Here is a 23,443-nt window from a genome sequence, read left to right on the forward strand (position 1 = left end):
TGCCAGTCCGGCCTCGCGCACGTAGATCGCCATCCAGTTCCGAATTTAGCACCGACAGCGGCCGGAAAGTATTCCTTCTGGAAGATGGGGGTTATGCGGCGGCGCCCATGACAGAACGCTGCATGATCCGGCCCTTTCGGGCGGTGGCGAGGAGGGGGACGCGCCGCCGGATGAGGGGCGGCGCGGGGGAAAGGGTCGTGCCTGGCCGGGTATGCGAGGCGGGTGGATGGCGCCGCAAACGCCGGTGGTTATGGGGCGGCGCGCGGCGCGACGGCGCTTAGCGCCGGATGCCGGGCCACGCCACCTGGCGGCGGCGGTTGCGCCACAGGCTGGCGAGCACCACGATGAACATGACAGCGAAGGCGAGCACCGACCAGAGCGGCAGCGTGAGGCCGAGGATCGGCGGATAGGTGGTTTCGCACAGGCCCTGGACCTTGAAGACGCCGGGCAGCCAGTGCGCGGGTGGCAGCGCGTCGACGATGGGCTGCAGCGTGTCGAAGCCGCAGCTGAAGCTCGGCACGGCCTGCACCCAGGCGAGCTTGGCGGAGGCGAAGATGCCGCCCGCCGCCGAAATCACCACCAGCGCTTCGAGCGTGCGGACGGCGCGCCAACTGGCGAAGCGCGCGCCAAGGAACGCGAAGATCGCAATCAGGATGAAGAAGTAGCGCGAGAGGATGCACAGCGGGCAGGGGTCCTGGTGCTCGACGTACTGGAAGTAGAGCGCCCCGCCCAGCAGCGCGAGGCAGATCAGGCCGAGGAGGACCAGCAGGCGGCGCTCGCGGCGCAGCCGCGCGTTATCGTCGTTCATGTGACTCGTTTATTCGGGTTGAACAGCGCAGCCGGCCTCGGGCAAGTCCTGGTAGCGGCGGCTGCAGCGGCGTTTCGCGATTCTAGCGCGAAGGGGGGATCGCGCGAGCGAGCGCCCTTGACCCCGCGCAGGCGAAGCCTGCACGGGTCACCGCGCCCCTTTTTACGGTTAGCGCAGTGGGGCGAGCACCGCTTCCACGCCGCGGCCGATCGCGAGGATCGTGTCGTCGGCGTAGGGGGCGCCGGCCAGCATCAGCCCCACCGGCGCCTCGCCGGGATGGTGGATCGGCAGCGAAAGGGCGCAGGCGTCGAGAAAGTTGAAGGCGCTCGGGTTGCGCAGCACGAGCGCATTGGCGCGCGCGAACGCGTCGTCGTCGGCGACGAGCGGGGCGAGCGCGGGCGGCGCGATCGGCACGGTCGGGGCGATCACGGCGTCAAAGCGCGACCAGAGCGTGGCCTGCGCCTCGTCCATCAGGGCGGCGCGCGCGGCGATCAGGTCGAGATAGTCGGCGGCGCTCGCAGGCTCGCCCTTGAGGATGCGCACGAGCACGCGCGGGTCGTACTGGTCGCGGTGTTGCGCGAGCAGCGGGCGATGCCACGCGTAGGCCTCGATCGGCGAGAAGCCGATGCGGTTGATCCCGGCGAGGCGCTCGAATGGCGAAAAGCGCACCTCGTTCACGATCGCACCGGCTGCATCGAGGTGCTTGAGCGCCGTGTCCAGCGCCTCGGCCACGTAAGGGTCGATGTCGTCCGTCACGTAGTTCGTGAGGACGCCGATGCGCACGCCGTCCAGATGCCGCGTCGCGGGCACGTGCGGGGCCAGCCCGGCGAGGATGCGGTCCACGAGTGCACAGCACGCCACCGTGTTGCCGATCGGGCCGAACGAGTCGAGCGTGGGCGAGAGCGGCACGCCGCCCGTCTTCGGGATGCGCGCGGCCGTGGGCTTGAAGCCGGTGAGGCCGCAGAACGCAGCCGGGATGCGGATCGAGCCGCCCGTGTCGGTGCCGAGCGCGACGGCGGACATGCCATCGGCGACCGAGGCCGCCGCGCCCGACGATGAGCCGCCCGCGATGCGCTCGTCGCCGGCCACGCCGCGCCGGTAAGGCGAGAGCGGCGTGCCGTAGTGCGGGTTCAGGCCGAGCCCGGAGAACGCGAACTCGCTCATGTTGGTGCGGCCGACGAGCACCGCGCCCGCATGGCGCAGGCGCGCGACCGCGGTCGCGTCGGCGCTCGCGGGCGCCGCGTTCGCGAGCACCGTGGAGCCGGCGCGCGTGACTTCGCCTTGCACGTCGAACAGGTCCTTCACCGAGACGGGAATGCCCGCGAGCGGCGAAAGCACCGTGCCCGAGGCGCGCAGCCGGTCGTGCGCATCGGCGGCGGCGCGCACGCGCTCAGGGTCGACGTGCGTGAACACGGTGGCGCCCTGGCCGGACGCGGCGGCGATGCGCTCGAGCGCGGCCTCGGCGAGCGCGCGGCTCGTGGTGCGGCCCGCGGCGAGGTCGGCGGCCAATTGGGCGAGCGGAGGGAATGGCGTGAAAGCGGATGGGGAGGTTGAAGGCGTGGCGGTCATGGCAGCGGGGGCATCGATGGCAATACGGTGGGCGGGGGTGCCGCGGGCGCGTCGTGACGCGTACGACGGCCGTGCAATGCGGCCATGCGCCGCGGCAAGGGACACATCATTGTAGAACGTGAATTTTTCTTGAGTAGCGATTTGGCGAGTCGCACGCATCGGGTAACATTCAACTTTTCGATAGCATTTTGTAAGGATATTCTGCCCATGCACCAGGGAATCGGCTTCATTCAGGATCTGGCAGTCGTGATGGCGATCGCGGGGATCGTCACCGTGCTGTTTCATCGCCTGAAGCAGCCGGTGGTGCTCGGCTATATCGCGGCGGGCGTGATCATCGGGCCGTACACGCCGCCGTTCCAGCTCATCCACGACGAGCAGACCATCCAGACGATGGGCGAGCTGGGCGTGGTGTTCCTGATGTTCTCGCTCGGGCTCGAATTCAGTCTGCGCAAGCTGTTCCAGGTGGGCGCGACCGCCATCGTGGCGGCGCTATCCGAAATCGTGGTGATGCTGTGGATCGGCTACGAGATTGGCCGCGCGTTCGGCTGGGCCGCCATGGATTCGCTGTTTCTCGGCGCGATCCTCGCCATTTCTTCCACCACCATCATCGTCAAGGCGCTCGCCGATCTGGGCGTGAAGCGCGAGCCGTTCGCGCAGCTCGTGTTCGGCATCCTGATCGTCGAGGACATTCTCGGCATCGCCATGCTCGTGCTGCTCGGCGGCATTGCCCAGACGGGCGAGCTCTCGCCCGGCATCGCGTTCGTCACGCTCGGCAAGCTGTTGCTCTTCATGACGGTGTCGCTGCTCGCGGGCATCCTGATCGTGCCGCGCGTGCTCGGCTACGTGGCGCGCGTGGGCAGCGACGAGATGCTGCTCGTTGCGGTGCTCGGCTTTTGCTTCGGCTTTTGCCTGCTGGTGGTGAAGCTCGATTACTCGATTGCGCTCGGCGCGTTCCTGATCGGCGCGATCATGGCCGAGTCGCGCCATCTGCCACGCATCGAGCATCTGGTCGCGCCGCTGCGCGACGCGTTCTCGGCCATCTTCTTCGTGACGATCGGCCTGATGCTCAATCCGCTCGTGCTGGTCGACTACGCGTGGCCGATCGCGGTGATCTCGCTCGCCGTGGTGTTCGGCAAACTCGTCTCGTGCGGGCTCGGCACCTTCCTTGCCGGCCGCGATGGCCGCACGGCGATGCGTGTCGGGATGACGGTGTCGCAGATCGGCGAGTTCTCCTTCATCATCGCTTCGCTCGGCCTCACGCTGAAGGTGACGAGCGCCTTTCTCTATCCGATCGCCGTGACCGTCTCGGCGATCACGACACTCACCACGCCGTATCTGATCCGCTTCGCCGATCCGCTCTCGCAGCGGCTTGCGCGCGCGATGCCGCCCGCGGTGTCGAACGTCTTCGGCATGTACAGCCAGTGGCTGCGCTGCCTGATGCCGCGCTCGGATGGCACGCAGGGCCCGACGCTGTTTGCGCTCACGAAGCGCATCGTCGTGCAGGTCGCGGTGAATCTCGCGCTGGTCGCGGCGATTTTCATCGGCGCGTCGTATGGCGCACGCTACGCGTTGCCGGTGCTCGCGGGCTGGGTGCCCGACGAGCGCATCCAGCGCGTGGTGCTCTGGAGCGCCGCGCTGCTGCTCGCGATTCCGTTTCTGGTCGCCGTCTGGCGCAAGACGCAGTCGCTCGCGCTGTTGCTCGCCGAGGTGAGCGTGCAGCCAGAAAAGGCGGGGCGCTTCACGCGTGCGCTGCGTCATGCGATCGCCGAGCTCGTGCCGGCCGTCTCGATGATCGGCGTGTTCGTGCTGGTCGCCGCGCTCTCGGGGACGATCTTGCCGCCCACGGGCTTCCTGATTGGCGTGCTGGTGTGCGCGGCGGGGCTCACGATGCTGCTGTGGCGCTGGTGCGTGAAGATCCACGCGAGCATGCAGATCGCGCTGCGCGAGACCTTCGACGAGCGGCCGGAGCCGTAAGGCCGGCGCACGGTTGTGCGCAGGTTAAGTGCAGATTGGGTGCGGGACCTGCCCGTGCCTGAGCGGCCGCACCTGACCGGCCGTACCTGACCGGCCGTACCTGACCGGCCGTACCCAACTGCAACGGAATGTGAGCGTTTGTGCACGGGGGTGGCGGCGATATGCGGTGCGACGCATAATCGAAACCCTGTTCATTCGTTCGCGCGCGCGGCGCGCCCGACCCCACGTTATGAGCGAAAACAAATCCGACCACCCCGAGGTTCCCGGCGGCGCTGACCGTCCTGCCAAAGCCGATGCTCCCGGCGCGCCCGGCTCTTCCGCTTCTCCCCACGCAACGCCCGCCGGCGCACCCGGTGCCGCCACGTCCGGTTCTTCGGGCGCGGCACCCGCGGGCGAGGCTGCGGAGCGCGCATCGACCGACGCGCCCGCGAGCGCCTCGGCGGTGACGCCGGACGCAGCCGGCGCGGACAGCTCGGGCAGTGGCAGCGACGAGGAGCCGGTCTCGGCGCAGGTGGGGGCCGCTTCGAGCGCGCCGCAAGCCGGCGAGCCGCGCGACGAGGCGGCGCGCACCGTGGCGCGCCAGCAGGCCGAAGCGGCCGGCGCGCCACGCATTCCGATCGAGGTGGTGGGCGAGGTGGGTAAGGAGGTGCCGGCGCCTACCGAGACCGGGACGAAGGACACCACAACGCAAGCCGAGCCTTCGCCGCCGCAAGCCGGGGCCAGCCCGCGACCGGGCGCGGCGCCTGCCGGTTTCGGCCAGGCGCCCGACTTCACTGCGCAGCATCCCCCGCCACCGCACGCCATTCCGCCTGAGCCGCCGCGCTATCTGCGTCCGAGCGATTCGGCATGGTCGGTGTTCGGCCGCATCATCGCGGCGCGCGCACGGCAATTGTTCGACCGCGCCGGTCAGCGCATCACCCAGCGTACGTTGCGCATCGGCGTCTCGGCTCGCATCTTTCACCCGGAACCGGGCGCAGCGGGTCTGCGCGGCAAGACACTGCAATATCTCGAAGAGTCGATCGCGCATTGGGTCATGTCGCGCGACGTGATCGTCTTCATGATTCCGACGGTCGGCCATCAGGGCATGCTGCACCCGAGCAACATCCGCCTGCGCGACTATGCGAAGCACCTCGACGGCCTCCTGCTGCAAGGCGGCGCCGATGTCTCGCCGCAAACCTACGCGGAGACTGCGCCGCGTCCGGAGTGGCCCGGCGACCGCGTGCGGGACATGTACGAGCTGGAGCTGCTGCACGAATTCATCGAGTCGGGCAAGCCGGTGCTGGGCGTATGCCGCGGCTGCCAGCTCATCAATGTCGCGTTCGGCGGCTCGCTCTATCAGGACATCGCCACCGATGTGCCCACGGCGGGCGTGCACGTGAGCGAGCACTACGACCAGCATCGCCACGCCGTCCACTTTCCGGAGGGTTCGTCGCTGGCCAGCATGTTCCCGGGCAGGCGCGAGGCCATCGTCAACTCGATCCACCATCAGGCGGTCAAGAGCCTTGGCCGCGATCTGACAGTCGAGGCCGTTTCGTCCGGTGACGGCCTGATCGAAGCGGTGCGCTACCGGCGCGCGCCGTTCGTCGTGGGCGTGCAATGGCACCCGGAGTTCCACCGCGCGGGCGGCCCGGAACTGCTCGACTGCACACCGCTGCTCGATACGTTTCTGCGGTCGGCGCGCGAGACGCGGTTCTGACGAAAAAGGGGGCGGCCGCCCCCTTTTTTGATATCGATCGACATCGATGCAGATTCCAACCACGCATTCCTAATCAGGAGTAGGTGATTTCGGACAAGTAATTGGCTGCTCTGTCGGTTATCCGAAATTAATCGACGTTTATGAGATTTTCTGGCGGTGATAATAAGCGGTTACTCGGAATCCTGAACGGAACAGGCAGTCATGAAGCAATCAACCCCGCTGCGTCGCGCCTTGCTGGGCGCCGCGGTCTTTACGCTCCTGCAGCACGGCGCGCTCGTATGGGCAGGCGCACCCGCTAGCGATGTGGCTCCAGTGGCGGGCAACCGGCCGTCGCTCGGCAGCCTGACGCCGCAGCCGGCGAACACGCCGCCGCCCGCGGGCATGGTGGACGATCAGGCGACCGCCGGGGCTTCGCAGGGCGACGTGGCCACGCTCATGCAGCTCATCCACGACGCGCAGCTCGTCGAATTGCGCACGACCTATAACGCCAGCTACGGCGCGAGCCTGTTCTTTTATCCGCCCGAGATGACGTATTACGTGGTGCTGTTCCAGGACAAGCACTTCTGGCGTGTGATTCGCTCGCAGGACGACACGCGCGCCGAAGCCATCTATGCGAATTTCGTGCAGCAGACCCAGCGCCTCGCCGAGGTGGAGATTCGCCGTACCCAGATCGAGGCGCAAAAGGCGTTCATCGATCGCGTAATCGCGATCAATGAGGACCGCGCGCGCCGGTTGCAGGCGGACCTCAACGTGGCGCGCACGCAGCAGGCCCGCGTCGACGACTATCAACGCCAGATGCAGGGCAATGCGCGGGCGCTCAATGCCGAGAAGCTCCAGGCGCAGACCCAGTTGCGCGATCTTCAGAATCAGGTGGATCAGTTGCAACGCGAGACCGAGGTAGGTTTGCCCGGCTCCCGGCGCTAACGACCCGTTGGGTCCTCATCGTGTCGTGCCGCTGGGAGGAGGCGGTGCGGCGCGGCAGGACAAGTGGAGAAGCAGGCATGCAAAAAGCCCGGCAACGAAGCCGGGCTTTTTTGTTGTTGTGCTGGGCGTGAATCGCAGGTGCCACCCGCTCGCGTGCGTACGAGCGGGCGCTGCGTGTTGACTGGCGGCTTACTTCGCGAAGCTGTCAGGCACCTCGGTCACGCGGCGTTGCGAAACGTGATTCACCCATTCCGTGTTGTCGACGTTCACCGTTGCGCGGCTTGCTGGCGGCAGCGCCGTGCGCGTGCCCGCGTAGGTCGTGAGCGAGGGATAGTCGTCGCTCGACGCCGCGCTCGAGCGGAGCGGCGAATAATCGGCGGCTTCAGAATACATGCCACGCGTACGCTGGGTCGTCACGAGCGGCGCGCTCCGGTGCGGCGCGAAATCGTGCGCCGGATGGCGGCCGGCTTCCTTGTACGCCGTGTTCTCCCTGGCGCCGGTGGCCTGGCGGCCCTTGGCGAGCTTCACCGCCTTGGCTGCCCGGTCGCCTGTGAGCGTGGCTTGGGGTGTCAGCGTGGCGCGCTGCGGTGTGCTCGCCTGTGTGCGTCCGGCGTAGTCGGGGCGCACGGCGGTAGCCGGCTTCGAGGGCGAGGCCGTTGCAGGGGCGCCGGCGCGTGTGGGAGCGGGCCGTGCTTCCGGCGTGATGATCATCGGAGCGGACGCAGGACTTTGCTGCGGCGTCGCATTGGCCGCCGCCAACGTCGTTGCGGTGGGTTGCGTGCCCGCAGCCGGCACGCTTGCCGCGCGCGTCGTGGTTGCCGCGGACGTATCCTTGCTGCTCCCTGCGCCGCTGGACATCGCGAGGTCGTGCTGCGCGCGTTCGTCGGAAAGACGCGCCGACACGCTCGCGTCGGTGCTCGAAACAGGATTCGCTGGCGTATGCAGGGCCGTCTTGTCCTTGCCGTCGCCAAATTGCGTATGGCTGGCCACGATCCAGGTGAGCAGCACTGCGGCGCCAATGGCAATGGCGGTGGCCGCGAGCTTGTGCGACGACGGCGGTGTGCGCTCGACACGAGCGGCGGCGCGGGGGGGCCGCGCACCGGCTGCCGGGCGCTGCAAGGTATCGGCGGCGGCTTGCTGGGCCTGCGCCGCGTCGAGCGGGCCGCCGACGGGCGCCGCGGCGGGGCGCGGCGGCTCGGGAACGAAGCGGCGATGCAAGTCCCAGCGGCACGCCTGGCGGAACGCTTCGGCGCTCAGGCACACCGTGCGCAGGAAGGCGGCATAGAGCGCCTGGAGTTCGGTGCGCAAGCTGAAGTGCGGAGGCATGAGCGCCCAATCGCGGCCAAACGGCGGCGGGACGCGGGTGAGTGGACGCATGCGCGGTATCGCGAGTTCGCCTTCCACCTGGACTAACGGAAAAGTTGACATGGATCTCTCGCTGCCTTGGCGTGGTAGGGCACCAGAACACGGTGGAGCCCGAAAGACGCGCGTTTTGCCAGCGCTGCAATGCCTTGTGCGGGTCAATCGTTTGGATTCGAATGATGCGGGTCAGACTTGCGGCAATCCATCGGAAACGTCTGAAAATCAGACGAAAAATGTAGTCGGTACCTGTTTTGGGGCGCGCCAGTGTGCGCCCGCGCCGCGGCGCAGTGGGCGATCCGGCGGCCAGACCGTCTGCGGGTACGCGAATCCGCTGTCCCTCAAGTTATGCGGCGTCGAGCCGGTAGACGTAGCGCAGGGCGGTAATGTCGATGCCGCCCATATGGTCAGGCTCCGCCCCAGAATATTCCCAGCCTTGGCGCTCATAGAACGCAATGGCGGACGCGTTGCCCTCGAGCACGTACAGATAGAGTTGCGTTTCGCCCTGGGCGCGCGCCCAGGCCTGGGCGGCCTGCATGAGCCGCTTGCCTACGCCAATGCCCTGATGTGCCGGCAGCGCATGGAGATTGTCGAGCAGCACGCCCCAAGGCGACCCGGGCTGACGCTCGGCGCAGACGAAACCGACCGGCGTGCGCTTTGCCGATTGCTCCCCCAGTTCGGCGATCAGCACGAGGCGGCGTTCCACGCCGGGCGCTTCCATGCGCGCGCGCCAGTAAGCGGCGCGTTCGGCGTCGACTTCCTGCTCGAGGAACGCGGCCGGCAGCAGATCGCGATACGTGGCCTGCCAGCTCGCGGCATGCATGGTGGCAAGCAGGGGGGCGTCGGCGGTCGTGGCCGGGCGCAGTGTCAGGGCAGCGGCGGTGGTCATGCGGGGCATCGGGCAATGGGGGCGGACGGCGCGAAACGAAGCCGGCCGCGTCATCGCGTTATTGTGCACGATAGGCGGGCCGGCGCGGCTCAAGCGCTGTTCCGGCGCCAGCGAAAAGGTCCGGCGTTCCGCCAGGCAGACGGAATTTCAGGCGCAAAGCCCTTCGCGATGTGCGTATTGTGGTGTAGTCGGGAGTAAAGTGTCAGACAGCGTTCCGGCTGCAGGGGCGCACGGCACGATGGGCGTCCGCCAGGCACGCTCACGCGTGAGAACCGATTGTGGCGGGCGCTTGTGCTCCCTCAGATCATGTCGGACGGGGCGCTCGGAGGCATCATCCGCATCTCATCTGGCGAGATCTCGAGGGAATGTCATGTCTACCGCGTCTCATGCTTCCTCCAGCGAATCGAAAGTCCGGACGGTTTTCCGCGTCGTCAGCGGCAACTTCCTGGAAATGTACGATTTCATGGTCTACGGCTATTACGCTTCGGCGATCGCCCGGACCTACTTCCCCAGCAACAACGCCTTTGCTTCGCTGATGCTGTCGCTGTCCGTGTTCGGCGCCGGCTTTCTCGTGCGGCCGCTCGGCGCCATCGTGCTTGGCGCGTATATCGACCACCACGGGCGGCGCAAGGGCCTGATCCTCACACTCGGCCTGATGGCGCTCGGCACGCTCACTGTCGCGCTCATACCGGGTTACGCGACGATCGGCGTGCTCGCGCCGGCGCTCGTGCTGTGCGGGCGCCTGCTGCAGGGCTTTTCCGCCGGCGCGGAGCTGGGCGGCGTCTCGGTCTATCTTTCGGAGATCGCGACGAAGGGCAACAAGGGCTTCTACGTGTCGTGGCAATCGGGCAGCCAGCAGGTGGCCGTGGTGTTCGCGGCGCTGTTCGGCGTGCTGCTGCATCGCATTTTGCCGGTCGAGGACATGACGTCATGGGGCTGGCGCGTGCCGTTCATCGTCGGCTGCTGCATCGTGCCCTTCCTGTTCCTGATCCGCCGCTCGCTGCAGGAAACCGAGGAGTTCGCGCGCAAGAAGCATCGTCCGTCGATTAGCGAAATCCTGGCGTCGATGGTGCAGAACTGGGTCATCGTGCTCGGCGGCATGGGCATGGTCATCATGACGACCGTGTCGTTCTACATGATCACGGCCTACACGCCGACCTTCGGCAAGGAAGTGCTCAAGCTCAGCGAGATCGACACGTTCGTCGTGACGGTCTGCATCGGCTTGTCGAATCTGTTCTGGCTGCCCGTGTCCGGCGCGGTCTCCGACCGTATCGGCCGCCGCCCGGTGCTGCTCGTCTTCACGATCCTCACGATTCTGAGCGCATATCCGTCCGTACAGTGGCTCGTTGCCGATCCGTCGTTCGGCCGCCTGCTCGTGGTCGAGCTCTGGCTCTCGTTCCTGTATGGCTGCTACAACGGTGCGATGGTCGTGGCCTTGACCGAAGTCATGCCCGTCGAGGTGCGGACGGCCGGCTTCTCGCTCGCCTACAGCCTCGCCACGACGATCGGTGGCTTCACGCCGGCCATCTCGACCTGGCTGATTCACATGAGCGGCAACAAGGCGGCACCGGGTGCCTGGATGGGTGTCGCGGGCATCTGCGGCCTGATCGCCACGCTCGTGCTCTATCGGACGACCGAAGCGCGCAATCAGTACAAGACGGTCTGACGCAGGTCTCGCCAACCCATGAAAAAAACCCGCTAAGGCGGGTTTTTTTCATGGGGCCGGTGCCTTTCGTGCAGGCGTGCGAAGGGGCATATCGAGCCTCCGCTATCAGGCGTCTCGCAGCGCATCCGCGATGCGCGCAACCACGTCGTCCCATGCGCCTGGCCGCGGCTGGCGCACGAGGCGCGCGCGCGGATACCAGGGGCTCGCGTCGGTGCCGGCGAACCAGCGCCAGTCGGCGGCGAACGGCAGCATCAGCCAGAGTTTCGCGCCCAGCGCGCCCGCCAGGTGGGCAATCGAGGTGTCGATGGAGACCACGGCGTCGAGGCGCTCGATGACGGCGGCGGTATCCGCGAAATCCTCGAGCTTGCCGTCCAGCCGATGTATCGTGCGCGCGCGCGGATGCGCGTCGAGTGCCGCGTGCTCCGCCGCGCTCAAGTGCGGCTGGAGCACGATCCAGTCGATGCCTTCCAGTGCGAACAGCGGATCGAGCGCGGCGAGCGGCAGCGTGCGGTTCTCGTGCTTGTGGATGCGGCCCGACCACGCCAGCCCGATCTTGCGCTTGGCCTGCCCGCCGAGCGAGCCGCGCCACTTGCGCAGATAGGGGGCGGGGGCCGCGAGATACGGCATCGGCGCGGGCACGGTCTCGAAGGTCGTGCCGAGCGCGAGCGGCAGCGAGAGCAGCGGGCAGTGCAGGTCGACGGCGGGGCGGGGCGCGCCTTGCGCGATCAGCGTAATGCGCGCGACGTGGGCGGCCGGCGCGATGAGCGGCACGAGTGGCGCCTGCACTTCGAGCACGATGCGCGCGCCGCTGTGGGCCAGCGCCACGACGTTCGGCACGAAACGCACGAACTGGAGCGTGTCGCCGAAGCCTTGCTCCGCGTGGATGAGCAGCGTGCGGCCGGCGAGCGGCTCGCCGCGCCAGCGCTGCACGTTGGCCAAGGCGGCGCTGGCGGCCGCGGTGGCTTGAGGATCGGCGGGCGGCGGCGCGCTGGCCATCGAAACCCCGGCGGCGTGCCCGGCGCAGGCGACGCCCGCTGCGCCAGTCACGCTTTCACGCGCGGCCGGGTCGAGCCGCCACTCATAGGCGGGCAGGCCGCGCTGGAAGTCGCCAAGCGTGAGCAGGACCTGCGCGCGGTTCAGATGCGCGGCGGCGAGGTCGGGGCGCACGCGCAGCGCTTCTTCGAATGCGCGCAGCGCGGCGGCGTGGCGGCCGAGCGCGTGCTGCGCCGTGCCGAGCGCGAGCCATGCGAGCGCGAACTTCGGATCGAGGCCGATCGCGCGCTCATAAGCGCCGAGCGCGTCTTCGTGCCGCCCGAGCGCCGCCAGCGCGTTGCCGAGCCCGAACAGCGCGGGCGGGAACTGCGGCTGCAGGGCGAGGGCGGCCTCGAAGCCCGCAGCGGCTTGCGCGTGATAGCCGGTCGCGTCGAGCGTGTTCGCCAGGTTGAAATGCGCGGCGACAAAGCGCGGCTGGACGCGCAGCGCCTTCTGGAAATGTTCGACGGCGCCCGCGCTGTCGCCGAGCGCGTTCAGCGCCATGCCGAGGTTGTTGTGCGCGCCCGCGTGGCCCGGACGGATCTTGAGCGCGCGGCGAAAGGCCTCGGCGGCTTCGGCATGGCGGCCGAGCGCGTGCAGCGCGTTGCCGAGGTTGTTGTGCGACGAAGCGTCGCCGGGCTGCAGGCGCACCGCGTGGCCGAACGCGTACATCGCGTCCTCGTGGCGGCCGGTTGCCGCGTAGGCATTGCCGAGGTTGTAGTGCGCGAGCGGGAAGGTGGGCGCGAGGGTGAGCGCATTGCGAAAGCGCTCGATCGCCCCATCGAGCTGGCCGAGCGCCTTCAGCGCGTTGCCGAGGTTCAACTGGAGCGCGGCGTCGTCGGGCCGCAGCTCGACCGCCCGGCGCACGAGGTCCGCGGCTTCGGCGTGCTGGCCCTGCTGGTGCCGCAGCACGCCGAGCATGTGCAGCGCATCGACGTGCACGGGATCGGTGGCGAGCGTCGCGCGGTAGCCGCGCTCGGCGTCGTCCAGCCGGCCGTCGCGATGTGCGGCGTACGCGCGGACAAAAACCTGTTCCATAACCGAAAGGCAAATACTTGGGAGAAGCGAAGGCGGCATTTTCCCATACTCGGGCGGGCGCACCCCGAACCTTGCGGGCGTGGCCTTCGGGGAGGGCTTGACCTGTTGCTGTGCTGCAACTAACATATGAACACATGTTCATATGTGTGTGTCATTATCATGCCTCCCAATTCCGAGGACGAGCGCGTCGTGCCGCTCGCCGACCTGTTCCGCCTGTTGGGCGACCCCACGCGCCTGCGTATCGTGCTGGCCTGCGTGCAGGGCCGTCGCGCCGTGGGCGCGATAGCCGATGCGCTCGGGCTCTCACCGTCGCTCGTGAGCCATCATCTGCGTCTGTTGCGCGCCGCGCGCGTCGTGCGTGCGGAACGGGAGGGCAAACAGGTGTTTTATGCGGCTGCGGACGCGCATATCAGCGCGATGCTCGCGGGCATGCTCGAGCATGTGGCTGAGCCTGTGTCCACGTGGCAGGAGCTCACATGAAGAACGTCGATTCCGGGCGCGCAGGCGAGGGCGCCGCGCCGCTCCATGCGCATGGCGCACATGGACACGACCATGGCGAAGCTCACAGCCATACGCATGGCGACGAGCACGAGCATGGACACGAGCATGAGCACCGCGACGACCACGGCCATGGGCACGGCGACAACCACGGGCACGGCGCGCATGGCCACCATCATCATCACCATGCACCGGCCTCGGGCCATGGGCGCGCGTTCGCACTCGCTGTCGCGCTGAACATCGTCATCGTGGTCGCGCAGGCGGTCTATGGCGTGATCGCGCATTCCACGGCGCTGCTCGCCGACGCCGGCCACAACCTCTCCGACGTCCTCGGCCTGTTGCTCGCCTGGGGCGCCGCGTGGCTGGCCACGCACCGGCCCTCGGGGCGCTACACCTTCGGCTTCGGCAGTTCGTCGATCCTCGCCTCGCTCGCGAATGCGGCGCTGCTGCTGGTCGCCTGCGGCGCCATTCTTGCCGAGGCGATCGGACGTCTGATCCATCCCGCGCCCGTGGCGGGCCTCGACGTGTTCATCGTCGCCACGCTCGGCATGGTGGTCAACGGCTTCTCCGCGTGGCTCTTCATGCGCGGCCAGAAGGACGACCTCAATATCCGCGGCGCCTTCCTGCACATGGCCGCCGACGCCGCCGTTTCGGCCGCGGTCGCCGTGAGCGGCCTCGTGATCCTCGCGACGGGCTGGAGCCGGGTCGATCCGGTGATGAGCATCGTCGTCGTGCTCGTGATCGTGCGCGGCACGTGGGGGCTGTTGCGCGAGTCGGTGCGGCTGGCGCTCGCCGCGGTGCCGGAAGGCGTCGATATCGAGCGCATCCGCGTTTTTCTTGCGCAGCAGCAAGGCGTGACCGATGTGCACGATCTTCACATCTGGGCGCTCTCGACCACGGGCAATGCGCTTTCCGCGCATCTCGTGATGCCCGCGGGCCATCCCGGCGACGCCGCGCTCGACGCCATCGTGAGCGCGCTCGGCGTGCGCTTTCGCATGACGCACGTGACGCTGCAGGTGGATCTGGGCACGAGCGCGCATCGCTGCGCGCTCGATGGTGCGCCGCAAATGCATCCTTGAGCACACGCTCGCGCGCCTGCGCGTGCGCTGCATCCTGGCGTTCGGCGTGGTGAGGAGCGGGCGTACACTACGACTCATGTCGATCGCATGGAGGTCTGCATGACCGTGGCTCCTTCCCAGCCGTCCGTGCTCATCGTTGGCGCGGGACCGACCGGTCTTGCCGCCGCCCTGAGTCTTGCCCGTGCGCGCATTCCGGTCCGCCTGATCGATCGCGCGCGAGAGCCCGGACGTCACACACGTGCTATCGGCATTCAGGCGCGCACGCTCGAACTGTTCGAGCAGCATCGGATTGTCGCGCCCTTTCTCGAGCACGGTCATCGCGCGCACGTCGCCAATCTCTATTCGAATGGCCAGCGCCGCGCGCGCCTCGACTTCGATCCCCTGTTCACACGCTATCCGTATCTGCTGTTCATCGATCAGACCGAGACCGAGCGCATTCTCGCCGCCCACCTCGCGACGCTCGGCGTGGAAGTCGAGCGCGGCGTCGAACTGGTCGAATTCAATCAGGGTTCCGCGGGCGTGAGCGCGGACCTGCGTCTTGCCAATGGACGCACCGAAGCCTTGCGCTGCGCCTGGCTGATCGCCGCCGACGGCGCGCACAGTACGGTGCGCCACCACCTGGGTATGCAGTTCGATGGCGAGTCGCTCGAGCAGTCGTTCCTGCTTGCCGACATCGCCGCGACCACGCCCTGGCCCGAGGACGAGTTCCACGTGTTCGCCTCGGGCGACGGGCTAGCCGCGATATTCCCGTACGGACACGGCCGTTTCCGCCTTATCGCCGATCACAAGGCGATGCTGCCCGCCGCGCCCGAGGGGACGCTGCCCGTGCCGACGCTCGAGGAATGCCGCTCGATCGTCGAGCGCCGCATGCATCATCCCGTATCGGTCGCCGACATGAGCTGGGCCTCGTACTTCCACGTGAACAGTCGCATCGTGCGCTTCCTGCGCATGGACCGCGTCTTCCTCGCGGGCGATGCCGCGCACGTGCATAGCCCCGCAGGCGCACAGGGGATGAACACGGGCATCCAGGAGGCGTTCAATCTGGGCTGGAAGCTCGCGCGCGCGCTGGGCGGTGCGCCCGATCGGCTGCTCGATACTTACCACGCCGAACGTTATCCGATCGAGCGCATCGTGTTGCGGCAGACGAGCTTCATGACGCAGCTCGTCGAAGCCGATCACGGGCCGCTGAAACTGTTGCGCGAGCGCGTGATGCCGGCGCTCGTCGCGCTCGGCCCATTGCGCGATGCGGCGCGCGAGGCACTGAGCGAGCTCTCGATCCAGTACCGGCGCAGCCCGCTTACGCTCGAGCGCGTGCTCGACGGCGGACCGCGCGCGGGCGAACGCGCCCCCGACGCGTTGGTGCGCGTGGTCGATGGACCGCTCGGCAAGGCGCCGGAAAAAGGCCGCATCTTCGATCTGCATGACCCGGCGAGTTTCTCGCTGTTCCTGCTGGTGGACGGTGAAGCCGCGCGCGCTGCGGATGCCGCTGAGCATGCGGAGCAGGGGAGTGCCGCGAATACGCCCGGCGTGGCGGACGGGGCAGGCACGGCTGGGGCGAGTGGCGCGGCCGTTGCGGCGAGCGGCCTGGCAGTGCTCAAGCCGTTCGCCGAAGCCGTCGAACGGGTCTTGCCGCAGGCGGTGCGCGTCTGGTGGGTGGCGGACCTGGCAGACGCGGAGGCGCCATTGGCGGGCGAGGGCGCACCGTCGCTCGGCGACGCCTACGGGCGCACGCGGCCCGCGTTCTATCTCGTGAGACCCGACGGCTACATCTGCGCGCGCGGCCGCACAGGATCGGACCTGCACGGCCTGCTGCGCCATTGCGAGCTGTGGTTCGCGCCTGCGCCCGCTCCGCGGCCGGCAGCGCAATAAATAGTCGAGTGCCGGCCGAGGCAAGGCAGCGCGCTCGCGAGGCCGCGCGAAAGCACGCCGTGCGCGTGCTTCGCGTGACCTCCCGTGGCGAAGCGCTCAAGCCGTAGCTGCGGGCGCGAGCGAGTCGCGGTACTTCGTGAGCGCGGCGACCACGATCTCGGTAAAGCCCGCTTCCTGCGCGTTGCCGTCGAGCGCGGCAAGCAGCGTGCGGCGCATGCGCGGCTCCCAGAACTTGCGGATGTGCTCGGCGATGCCCGTTAGCGCTTCCTCGCGATCGGGCAACGAGTCGAAGAACATGCCGATCTGGTTTGCCATCTCGATCAGGTGATCTGCTTTCATCGCATTATTTCCCTGCTCATTTGCCCGAAGTCGTCAGCGAATCGCGCTGGCGCAGCAATTCGAGCTGCGTCGAGTTGAAGCGCGAGTACTCGCGCTGCCAGTCCGACGGCTGCTGCACGTGGCTCACCTGCACGGCGGTCACCTTGTACTCGGGGCAGTTGGTAGCCCAGTCCGAGGCGTCCGTGGTGATCACGTTCGCACCCGATTCGGGGAAGTGGAACGTCGTGTAGACCACGCCCGGCTGCATGCGCGTGCTGACCTTCGCGCGCAGCACCGTGTGCCCCGCGCGCGATTCGATGCCCACCCAGTCACCTTCGCGGATGCCGCGGTCCTCCGCATCGACCGGGTGAATCTCCAGCCGGTCCTCCTCGTGCCAGCGCGAGTTCTCGGTGCGGCGCGTCTGCGCGCCCACGTTGTACTGCGAGAGGATGCGGCCCGTCGTGAGCAGCAGCGGGAAGCGCCGCGTGACCTTTTCCGGCGAGGCGATGAACTTCGTGATCACGAACTTGCCCTTGCCGCGCACGAACTCGTCGATGTGCATGATCGGCGTGCCTTCGGGCGCCTCGTCGTTGCAGGGCCACTGGATGCTGCCCATCTCGTCGAGTTTCTGGTACGAGACGCCGTGGAAAGTGGGCGTGAGACGCGCGATCTCGTCCATGATCTGCGACGGATGCGTGTAGTTCATCTCATAGCCGAGCGCGCGAGAGAGCAGGATCGTCGCTTCCCAGTCGGCGTAGCCGGCGATCGGCGGCATCACCTTGCGCACGCGCGAGATGCGGCGCTCGGCGTTGGTGAAGGTGCCGTCCTTCTCGAGGAACGACGAGCCCGGCAGCAGCACGTGCGCGTATTTCGCCGTCTCGTTCAGGAAGATGTCCTGCACGACGATGCATTCCATCGCTGAAAGCGCCGCCGCCACGTGCTGGGTGTTCGGGTCCGACTGGACGATGTCCTCGCCCTGGCAGTAGAGGCCCATGAAGGTGCCGTCCATCGCCGCGTCGAACATGTTCGGAATGCGCAGGCCCGGCTCGCTATGCAGCGCGACGTTCCAGGCGTTCTCGAACTCACCGCGCACGGTTGCGTCGCCCACGTGGCGGTAGCCCGGCAGCTCGTGCGGGAACGAGCCCATGTCGCACGAGCCCTGCACGTTGTTCTGGCCGCGCAGCGGATTCACGCCCACGCCTTCGCGGCCGATGTTGCCCGTGGCCATCGCGAGATTGGCGATACCCATCACCATGGTCGAGCCCTGCGCGTGTTCCGTCACGCCGAGGCCGTAGTAGATCGCCGAGTTGCCTTGCTGCGCGTAAAGGCGCGCAGCGGCGCGCACTTGCTCCGCCGGCACGCCCGTCACTTCGGCCATGGCCTCGGGCGAGTTCTCGGGCAGCGCCACGAAATCGCGCCATTGCTCGAACGCACGCGTCTCGCAGCGCTCGGCCACGAACGCCTCGTTCACGAGCCCTTCGGTGACGATCACGTGCGCGAGCGAGTTGACCATCGCGACGTTGGTGCCGGGGCGCAGTTGCAGGTGATGCTCGGCCTTTACGTGCGCGGTGTCGACGATGTCGATGCGGCGCGGATCGACGACGATCAGCTTCGCGCCCTCGCGCACGCGGCGCTTCAGCCGAGAGCCGAACACGGGGTGGCCGTCGGTGGGATTCGCGCCGATCACCATGATCACATCCGAGTGATCGACCGAGGCGAAGGTTTGCGTGCCCGCCGATTCACCGAGCGTGGTCTTCAGGCCATAGCCCGTGGGCGAGTGGCACACGCGCGCGCAGGTGTCGACGTTGTTGTTGCCGAACGCGGCGCGCACGAGCTTCTGCACGAGATACGTTTCTTCGTTCGTGCAGCGCGAGGACGTGATGCCGCCGATCGAGTCGCGGCCGTACTTGTCCTGGATGCGGCGGAACTCGCTCGCCGCGTATTTGATCGCTTCGTCCCAGCTCACTTCGCGCCACGGATCGGTGATCTTCGCGCGGATCATCGGCTTCTTGATGCGGTCCTTGTGGGTGGCGTAACCCCACGCGAAGCGGCCCTTCACGCAGGCGTGGCCTTCGTTCGCCTGGCCGTTCTTGTGCGGCACCATGCGCACGACCTCGTTGCCCTTCATCTCGGCCTTGAGCGAGCAGCCCACGCCGCAATACGCGCAGGTCGTCACGACCGAGTGTTCGGCCTGGCCCAGCATCACGACCGACTTCTCCTGCAGCGTCGCGGTCGGGCAGGCGGCCACGCACGCGCCGCACGAGACGCACTCCGATTCCATGAACGGCTCGCTCGCACCCGCTGCGACGCGTGATTCGAAGCCGCGCCCGGCGATGGTCAGCGCGAAGGTGCCCTGGGTTTCCTCGCAGGCGCGCACGCAGCGGTTGCAGACGATGCACTTCGACGGATCGTAGGTGAAGTACGGATTCGACTCGTCCTTTTTGTCCTTGAGGTGGTTCGCGCCGTCGAAGCCGTAGCGCACTTCGCGCAGGCCCGTCACGCCCGCCATGTCCTGCAGCTCGCAGTCGCCGTTGGCGGGGCAGGTGAGGCAGTCGAGCGGGTGATCGGAGATGTAGAGCTCCATCACATTGCGGCGCAGCTTTTGCAATTGGTTGCTTTGCGTGCGCACCTTCATGCCGGCCTCGACGGGCGTCGTGCACGAAGCGGGATAGCCACGGCGGCCTTCGATCTCGACGAGGCACAGCCGGCACGAGCCGAACGGTTCGAGCGAGTCGGTGGCGCAGAGCTTGGGCACGTTGATGCCGGCCTCGATGGAGGCGCGCATCACGGACGTGCCAGCGGGCACCGTGACGGACTGGCCGTCGATCTCGAGCGTGACGTCCACATCGGCATGACGCAGCGGCGTGCCGAAGTCGGTGTCGTCGAAAGGCGAGCGTTGCTTCATCGCCGCCGATTTGCAGGCGCAATTGCCGGAGCCGCAACCGCCGGCTTGGGACATGAGCGTGTCGGACATGGTGGTTCCTCGTTCAGGCGGCCGCCGCGTCGGCGGCTGGCTGGACAGGTTCAAGACCGAAATCTTCGGGGAAATAGTTCAGTGCGGAGATCACCGGATAGGGCGTCATGCCGCCCATCGCGCAGAGCGAGCCGGATACCATCGTTTCGCACAGATCGCGCAACAGCGTGACCTGCTTCTCCGAGGTGTCGCCCTTGCGGATCTTCGCGATGACCTCGACGCCGCGCGTCGAGCCGATCCGGCACGGCGTGCACTTGCCGCACGATTCGAGCGTGCAGAACTCCATCGCGTACTGGGCGAGATCGGCGAGGTTCGCGGTGTCGTCGTGCACGACGAGCCCGCCGTGACCCACCACCGCGCCCACTGCCGCATACGCTTCGTAGTCCATCGGAATGTCCCACTGGCTTTCGGGCAGATAAGTGCCGAGCGGGCCACCCACCTGCACGGCGCGCGCGGGACGGCCGCTGGCGGTGCCGCCGCCGTAGTCGAACATCAGCTCGCGCAGCGTCACGCCGAACGCGATTTCCACGAGTCCGCCGCGCGCAATGTTGCCGGCGAGCTGGAACGGCAGGGTGCCGCGCGAGCGGCCCATGCCGAAGTCCTTGTAGTACGCCGCGCCCTTCGCGAAGATGATCGGCACCGTGGCGAGCGTGATGACGTTGTTGATGACCGTCGGCTTGCCGTAGAGGCCGGCGAGCGCGGGCAGCGGCGGCTTCGCGCGCACGATGCCGCGCTTGCCTTCGAGCGATTCGAGCAGCGCCGTTTCCTCGCCGCACACATAGGCGCCTGCGCCCTTGGCCACGAACAGGTCGAAGCGCTTGCCGCTGCCGAGCACGTCGTCGCCGAGCCAGCCCTTGGCGCGCGCGCGGGCAATCGCCGCTTCGAGCGCGGCGATCGAATGCGGATACTCGCTGCGCACATAGATGTAGCCGACGGTGGCGCCCACCGTGATGCCGGCGATCGTCATGCCTTCGATCAGGACATAGGGATCGCTTTCCATCACGAGGCGGTCGGAGAAGGTGCCCGAGTCGCCTTCGTCGGCATTGCAGACGATGTACTTCTGGTCCGCCTGGGCCTGGGCGACGGTGCGCCACTTGATGCCGGCCGGAAAGGCCGCGCCGCCGCGCCCGCGCAGGCCCGATTCGATCAGCGCTTCGCAGGCTTGGGTGCCGGTCATCGCGAGCGCATTGCGCAGGCCTTCGAGCCCGCCATGTGCGACGTAATCGTCGGTCGAGAGCGGGTCCGTGATGCCGATGCGCGCGAACGTGAGTCGCTGCTGCTTGCGCAGATACGGAATCTGCTCGACGAGGCCGACCGAGCGCGCATGCTGCGCGCCTTGCAGGAAGCCCGCGTCGAACAGACTCGCCGCGTCGGCTTCTTCGACGTTCGCATAGCCGACGCGCCCATCGGGCGTTTCCACTTCGACGAGCGGTTCGAGATACAACAGGCCGCGCGAGCCGTTGCGTACGAGCTCGATGGCCACGCCGCGCGCGGCGGCTTCGCGCTCGATGGCGGCCGCGACGTCATCGGCGCCGAGCGCGAGTGCCGAAGAATCGCGAGGAACATAAATGCGCGTCATACGGCCTCCTCGGTACGGACGACGGCGGCCATCGCTTTTGCCAGCAACGCGTCGAACTTTTGCGGGGTCACGCGCGCATGCAGCGTGCCGTTGATCATCATGGCGGGCGAGAGCGCGCACTGGCCGAGGCAATAGACCGACTCCAGCTCGACTTCGCCCGCGTGGTCGTGCACGTGCTCGCTCGCGTGGCCGTGCTGCTTGAAGCGGCAGCCGGTGTGCGCTTCGGCGTGCTGCGCGAGGGCTTCGCTGCCCATGCTGCGGCACGCCTCGGCACGGCACAGCTGCACGACGACGGGCGCCGGCGGCGCGGTACGGAAGTGGTGGTAGTAGGTGATGACGCCATGCACTTCGGCGCGCGAGAGGTTCAGCGCCTTCGAGAGCGGGGCGACCGCGGCGGGCGGCACGAAGCCGGCTTCGTCCTGGATCGCATGCAGGATCGCGAGCAGCGTGCGGCCCGGCTGGGCATGGCGCCGTACGAGATCGTCCGGCGCGCTGGCGGTTGTCTCATCCACTGTAGAGCTCCTGCGGAGGCATATATGCGCTTGCTATTCATAAAGTGCGCATCTATGCTGGGGTTGTTTTCTTGTATGCCCGAACAATAGGCCCGTAGAAAGGCGGATGCAATAGGAGGCGAGACTTCATAATGATCAAGGTCGAATGTCAGGCGCAACTGGTCGTGCGCGATGCGCAAGGCCGCGAGGCAAGCCTGACGGACGTCGTGCCGCTGCTCGCGCTCGTCGCTGAAGAAGGCAGCATTGCGCAGGCCGCGCAGCGTAAGGGTTTGTCCTATCGTCACGCGTGGGGCCTGTTGCGCGATCTGGAAGAGCGCCTGGGCGGCGCGCTGATCACCAAGGCGCGCGGGCGCGGCTCCGTGCTCTCGGAACTGGGCGAGGCGGTGCTGCGCTCGCAGCGTCTGTGCGGGGAGCGCCTGACCGGCAACCTCCAGGCGCTCGCGAGCGAAGTGGCGAGCGACCTCAACCGCTGGCTTGCGCCCGACAGACAGGACCTGCGCATCCACGCCTCGCACGGCTACGCGGTGGCGGCGCTGGTCACCGCGCTCGTGGCCGACCAGGTGCCGGTGGAGATCAAGTACCGCGACAGCGCCGACGCCATCACGGCGCTCGCGCGCGGCGAATGCGATCTGGCAGGCTTCCATCTGCCGCGCAGCGACTTTCGCGAAGCCTGCGCCGATGCCTACCGCAACTGGCTCGATCCGCAGCGCCACGTGCTGATCCACCTCACGCGCCGCAAACAGGGCCTCTTCGTCGGGCGTGGCAACCCGCGCGGGATCGCCGGCCTCGCCGACCTCTCACGCGCCGACATCCGCTTCGTGAACCGGCAGCCGGGCTCGGGCACGCGCCTCTTGATCGATTTGCTGCTCACGCGCGTGGGCGTCGATCCGGAGCGGGTGAACGGCTATGCCTCGTCGGAGCTCACGCATTCGGCGATCGCGGCATTCGTCGCGAGCGGCATGGCTGACGTGGGCTTCGGTGTGGAGCCGGCAGCGCATCACTTCGGGCTCGATTTCATCCCGATCGCCGACGAGGACTACTTTTTCGCCTGCGAGCGCGCGCAACTGGAGCGCGAGCCTCTGGCGAGCGTGCTCGAGCTGCTGCGCGGCGCGCCGTTTCGCGAGTCGGTGGCGCAACTGGAGGGCTACGATCCCGGCGAATGTGGGGCCATCGTGCCGCTCGGGGTGGGCTGGTCGGGGCAGGCGCAGGCGCGCTGAATGGCAGGTCTTTGTAATACGAAGCAATATGGCGGTCGGTTGGCGCTGCAGAGTGCGCCACTTTTTGTGATACTTTGGGCCGGTACTGGCTCTACTGTTTTGGATGCGCGTTGCTCGCGCCGATCGACCATGAAATTCTTGCTTAATATCTGTACAGCCGCGGCAGCTGCGGCCGCGCTCTTTGCAACCGTCAACATCGCTTTCGCGCAGAACTCGCCGGGCGTGCCGGGCGGCATCCTCACCGACCAATTCAAGCTCAACGAGCATCCGCAAATGCCGTTCGCGGCATCGGCGCCTTCGGACAAGTATCAGCACGGCAAGCCGTCGGCGATGCGCAAGAAGGGCGATTTGGGCGACCCGAACGGCTGTAATCTGCAGTGCCCGCAGGATAATTGATCTGCGGAATGGCTGGCGGCGCGAGGGCGCCGCATGGGCGCCTGAT

Annotated in this window: 18 protein-coding genes; 9 read left to right on the forward strand and 9 right to left on the reverse strand. The window is 67.7% G+C overall.

Annotation, left to right across the window (positions count from 1 at the left end):
* Positions 1-277: 277 nt before the first annotated feature.
* Together BO1_RS00605 and BO1_RS00610 are read right to left on the reverse strand one after the other, a co-directional pair.
* On the reverse strand, positions 278-808 hold the full coding sequence (locus BO1_RS00605; protein WP_028215873.1) for a disulfide bond formation protein B: 531 nt from the start codon (positions 806-808) through the stop codon (positions 278-280).
* 168 nt (positions 809-976) lie between these two features.
* Positions 977-2,377, reverse strand: coding sequence for an amidase (locus BO1_RS00610; RefSeq protein ID WP_028215874.1), 1,401 nt, complete (start codon positions 2,375-2,377; stop codon positions 977-979).
* A 207-nt stretch (positions 2,378-2,584) separates the two neighbouring features.
* Between BO1_RS00610 and BO1_RS00615 the strand changes: the two genes are divergently transcribed.
* The 3 genes from BO1_RS00615 to BO1_RS00625 all read left to right on the forward strand — a co-directional run bounded on the left by BO1_RS00615 (position 2,585) and on the right by BO1_RS00625 (position 6,971).
* Positions 2,585-4,351: a cation:proton antiporter gene (locus tag BO1_RS00615; protein WP_028215875.1), complete on the forward strand. Its 1,767-nt coding sequence runs from the start codon at positions 2,585-2,587 to the stop codon at positions 4,349-4,351.
* 229 nt (positions 4,352-4,580) lie between these two features.
* Positions 4,581-6,047, forward strand: coding sequence for a gamma-glutamyl-gamma-aminobutyrate hydrolase family protein (locus BO1_RS00620; protein ID WP_028215876.1), 1,467 nt, complete (start codon positions 4,581-4,583; stop codon positions 6,045-6,047).
* Between the two features lie 201 nt (positions 6,048-6,248).
* Positions 6,249-6,971 carry a DUF2968 domain-containing protein gene (locus BO1_RS00625; protein ID WP_028215877.1) on the forward strand — a complete coding sequence of 241 codons (723 nt, stop codon included), beginning with the start codon at positions 6,249-6,251 and terminating at the stop codon, positions 6,969-6,971.
* 189 nt (positions 6,972-7,160) lie between these two features.
* Here the strand turns inward: BO1_RS00625 and BO1_RS00630 are convergent, their stop codons facing one another.
* Positions 7,161-8,399, reverse strand: a complete 1,239-nt coding sequence (locus BO1_RS00630; protein WP_156992073.1) for a hypothetical protein — start codon at positions 8,397-8,399, stop codon at positions 7,161-7,163.
* Between the two features lie 277 nt (positions 8,400-8,676).
* Positions 8,677-9,219 carry a GNAT family N-acetyltransferase gene (locus BO1_RS00635; RefSeq protein WP_028215879.1) on the reverse strand — a complete coding sequence of 181 codons (543 nt, stop codon included), beginning with the start codon at positions 9,217-9,219 and terminating at the stop codon, positions 8,677-8,679.
* 370 nt (positions 9,220-9,589) lie between these two features.
* Here BO1_RS00635 and tcuC point away from each other — a divergent pair, with 370 nt between their 5' ends.
* Positions 9,590-10,885, forward strand: coding sequence for an MFS transporter (gene tcuC, locus BO1_RS00640; protein ID WP_028215880.1), 1,296 nt, complete (start codon positions 9,590-9,592; stop codon positions 10,883-10,885).
* 105 nt (positions 10,886-10,990) lie between these two features.
* Here the strand turns inward: tcuC and BO1_RS00645 are convergent, their stop codons facing one another.
* Positions 10,991-12,955 carry a tetratricopeptide repeat protein gene (locus tag BO1_RS00645; protein WP_028215881.1) on the reverse strand — a complete coding sequence of 655 codons (1,965 nt, stop codon included), beginning with the start codon at positions 12,953-12,955 and terminating at the stop codon, positions 10,991-10,993.
* A 159-nt stretch (positions 12,956-13,114) separates the two neighbouring features.
* On the opposite strand from BO1_RS00645, the gene BO1_RS00650 reads away from it, so the two are divergent.
* From BO1_RS00650 to BO1_RS00660, 3 genes are all read left to right on the forward strand, one after another.
* On the forward strand, positions 13,115-13,435 hold the full coding sequence (locus BO1_RS00650; RefSeq protein WP_156992074.1) for an ArsR/SmtB family transcription factor: 321 nt from the start codon (positions 13,115-13,117) through the stop codon (positions 13,433-13,435).
* Positions 13,432-14,532: a cation diffusion facilitator family transporter gene (locus BO1_RS00655; RefSeq protein WP_028215883.1), complete on the forward strand. Its 1,101-nt coding sequence runs from the start codon at positions 13,432-13,434 to the stop codon at positions 14,530-14,532. The genes BO1_RS00650 and BO1_RS00655 overlap by 4 nt, the downstream gene beginning before the upstream one ends.
* A 99-nt stretch (positions 14,533-14,631) precedes the next feature.
* Complete coding sequence (locus BO1_RS00660; protein ID WP_028215884.1) at positions 14,632-16,401, forward strand: FAD-dependent monooxygenase; 1,770 nt, start codon at positions 14,632-14,634, stop codon at positions 16,399-16,401.
* Positions 16,402-16,497: 96 nt separating this feature from the next.
* On the opposite strand, the gene BO1_RS00665 is transcribed toward BO1_RS00660, so the two are convergent.
* The 4 genes from BO1_RS00665 to BO1_RS00680 are packed head-to-tail and all read right to left on the reverse strand — an operon-like array spanning position 16,498 to position 21,784.
* Complete coding sequence (locus BO1_RS00665) at positions 16,498-16,740, reverse strand: formate dehydrogenase subunit delta (RefSeq protein ID WP_028215885.1); 243 nt, start codon at positions 16,738-16,740, stop codon at positions 16,498-16,500.
* 16 nt (positions 16,741-16,756) lie between these two features.
* Entirely contained in the window at positions 16,757-19,693 is a 2,937-nt protein-coding gene (gene fdhF, locus BO1_RS00670; RefSeq protein ID WP_028215886.1) for a formate dehydrogenase subunit alpha, read from the reverse strand.
* Between the two features lie 13 nt (positions 19,694-19,706).
* Positions 19,707-21,272: a formate dehydrogenase beta subunit gene (locus tag BO1_RS00675; RefSeq protein ID WP_028215887.1), complete on the reverse strand. Its 1,566-nt coding sequence runs from the start codon at positions 21,270-21,272 to the stop codon at positions 19,707-19,709.
* On the reverse strand, positions 21,269-21,784 hold the full coding sequence (locus tag BO1_RS00680) for an NAD(P)H-dependent oxidoreductase subunit E (protein WP_028215888.1): 516 nt from the start codon (positions 21,782-21,784) through the stop codon (positions 21,269-21,271). The genes BO1_RS00675 and BO1_RS00680 overlap by 4 nt, the downstream gene beginning before the upstream one ends.
* Before the next feature lie 131 nt (positions 21,785-21,915).
* Between BO1_RS00680 and BO1_RS00685 the strand changes: the two genes are divergently transcribed.
* Together BO1_RS00685 and BO1_RS00690 are read left to right on the forward strand one after the other, a co-directional pair.
* On the forward strand, positions 21,916-23,001 hold the full coding sequence (locus tag BO1_RS00685; RefSeq protein WP_028215889.1) for a substrate-binding domain-containing protein: 1,086 nt from the start codon (positions 21,916-21,918) through the stop codon (positions 22,999-23,001).
* Between the two features lie 129 nt (positions 23,002-23,130).
* Positions 23,131-23,397, forward strand: coding sequence for a hypothetical protein (locus BO1_RS00690; RefSeq protein ID WP_028215890.1), 267 nt, complete (start codon positions 23,131-23,133; stop codon positions 23,395-23,397).
* Positions 23,398-23,443 lie beyond the last annotated feature (46 nt).

It is taken from the genome of Paraburkholderia oxyphila NBRC 105797 (assembly GCF_000685075.1).
GTDB classification, from domain to species: Bacteria; Pseudomonadota; Gammaproteobacteria; order Burkholderiales; family Burkholderiaceae; genus Paraburkholderia; species Paraburkholderia oxyphila.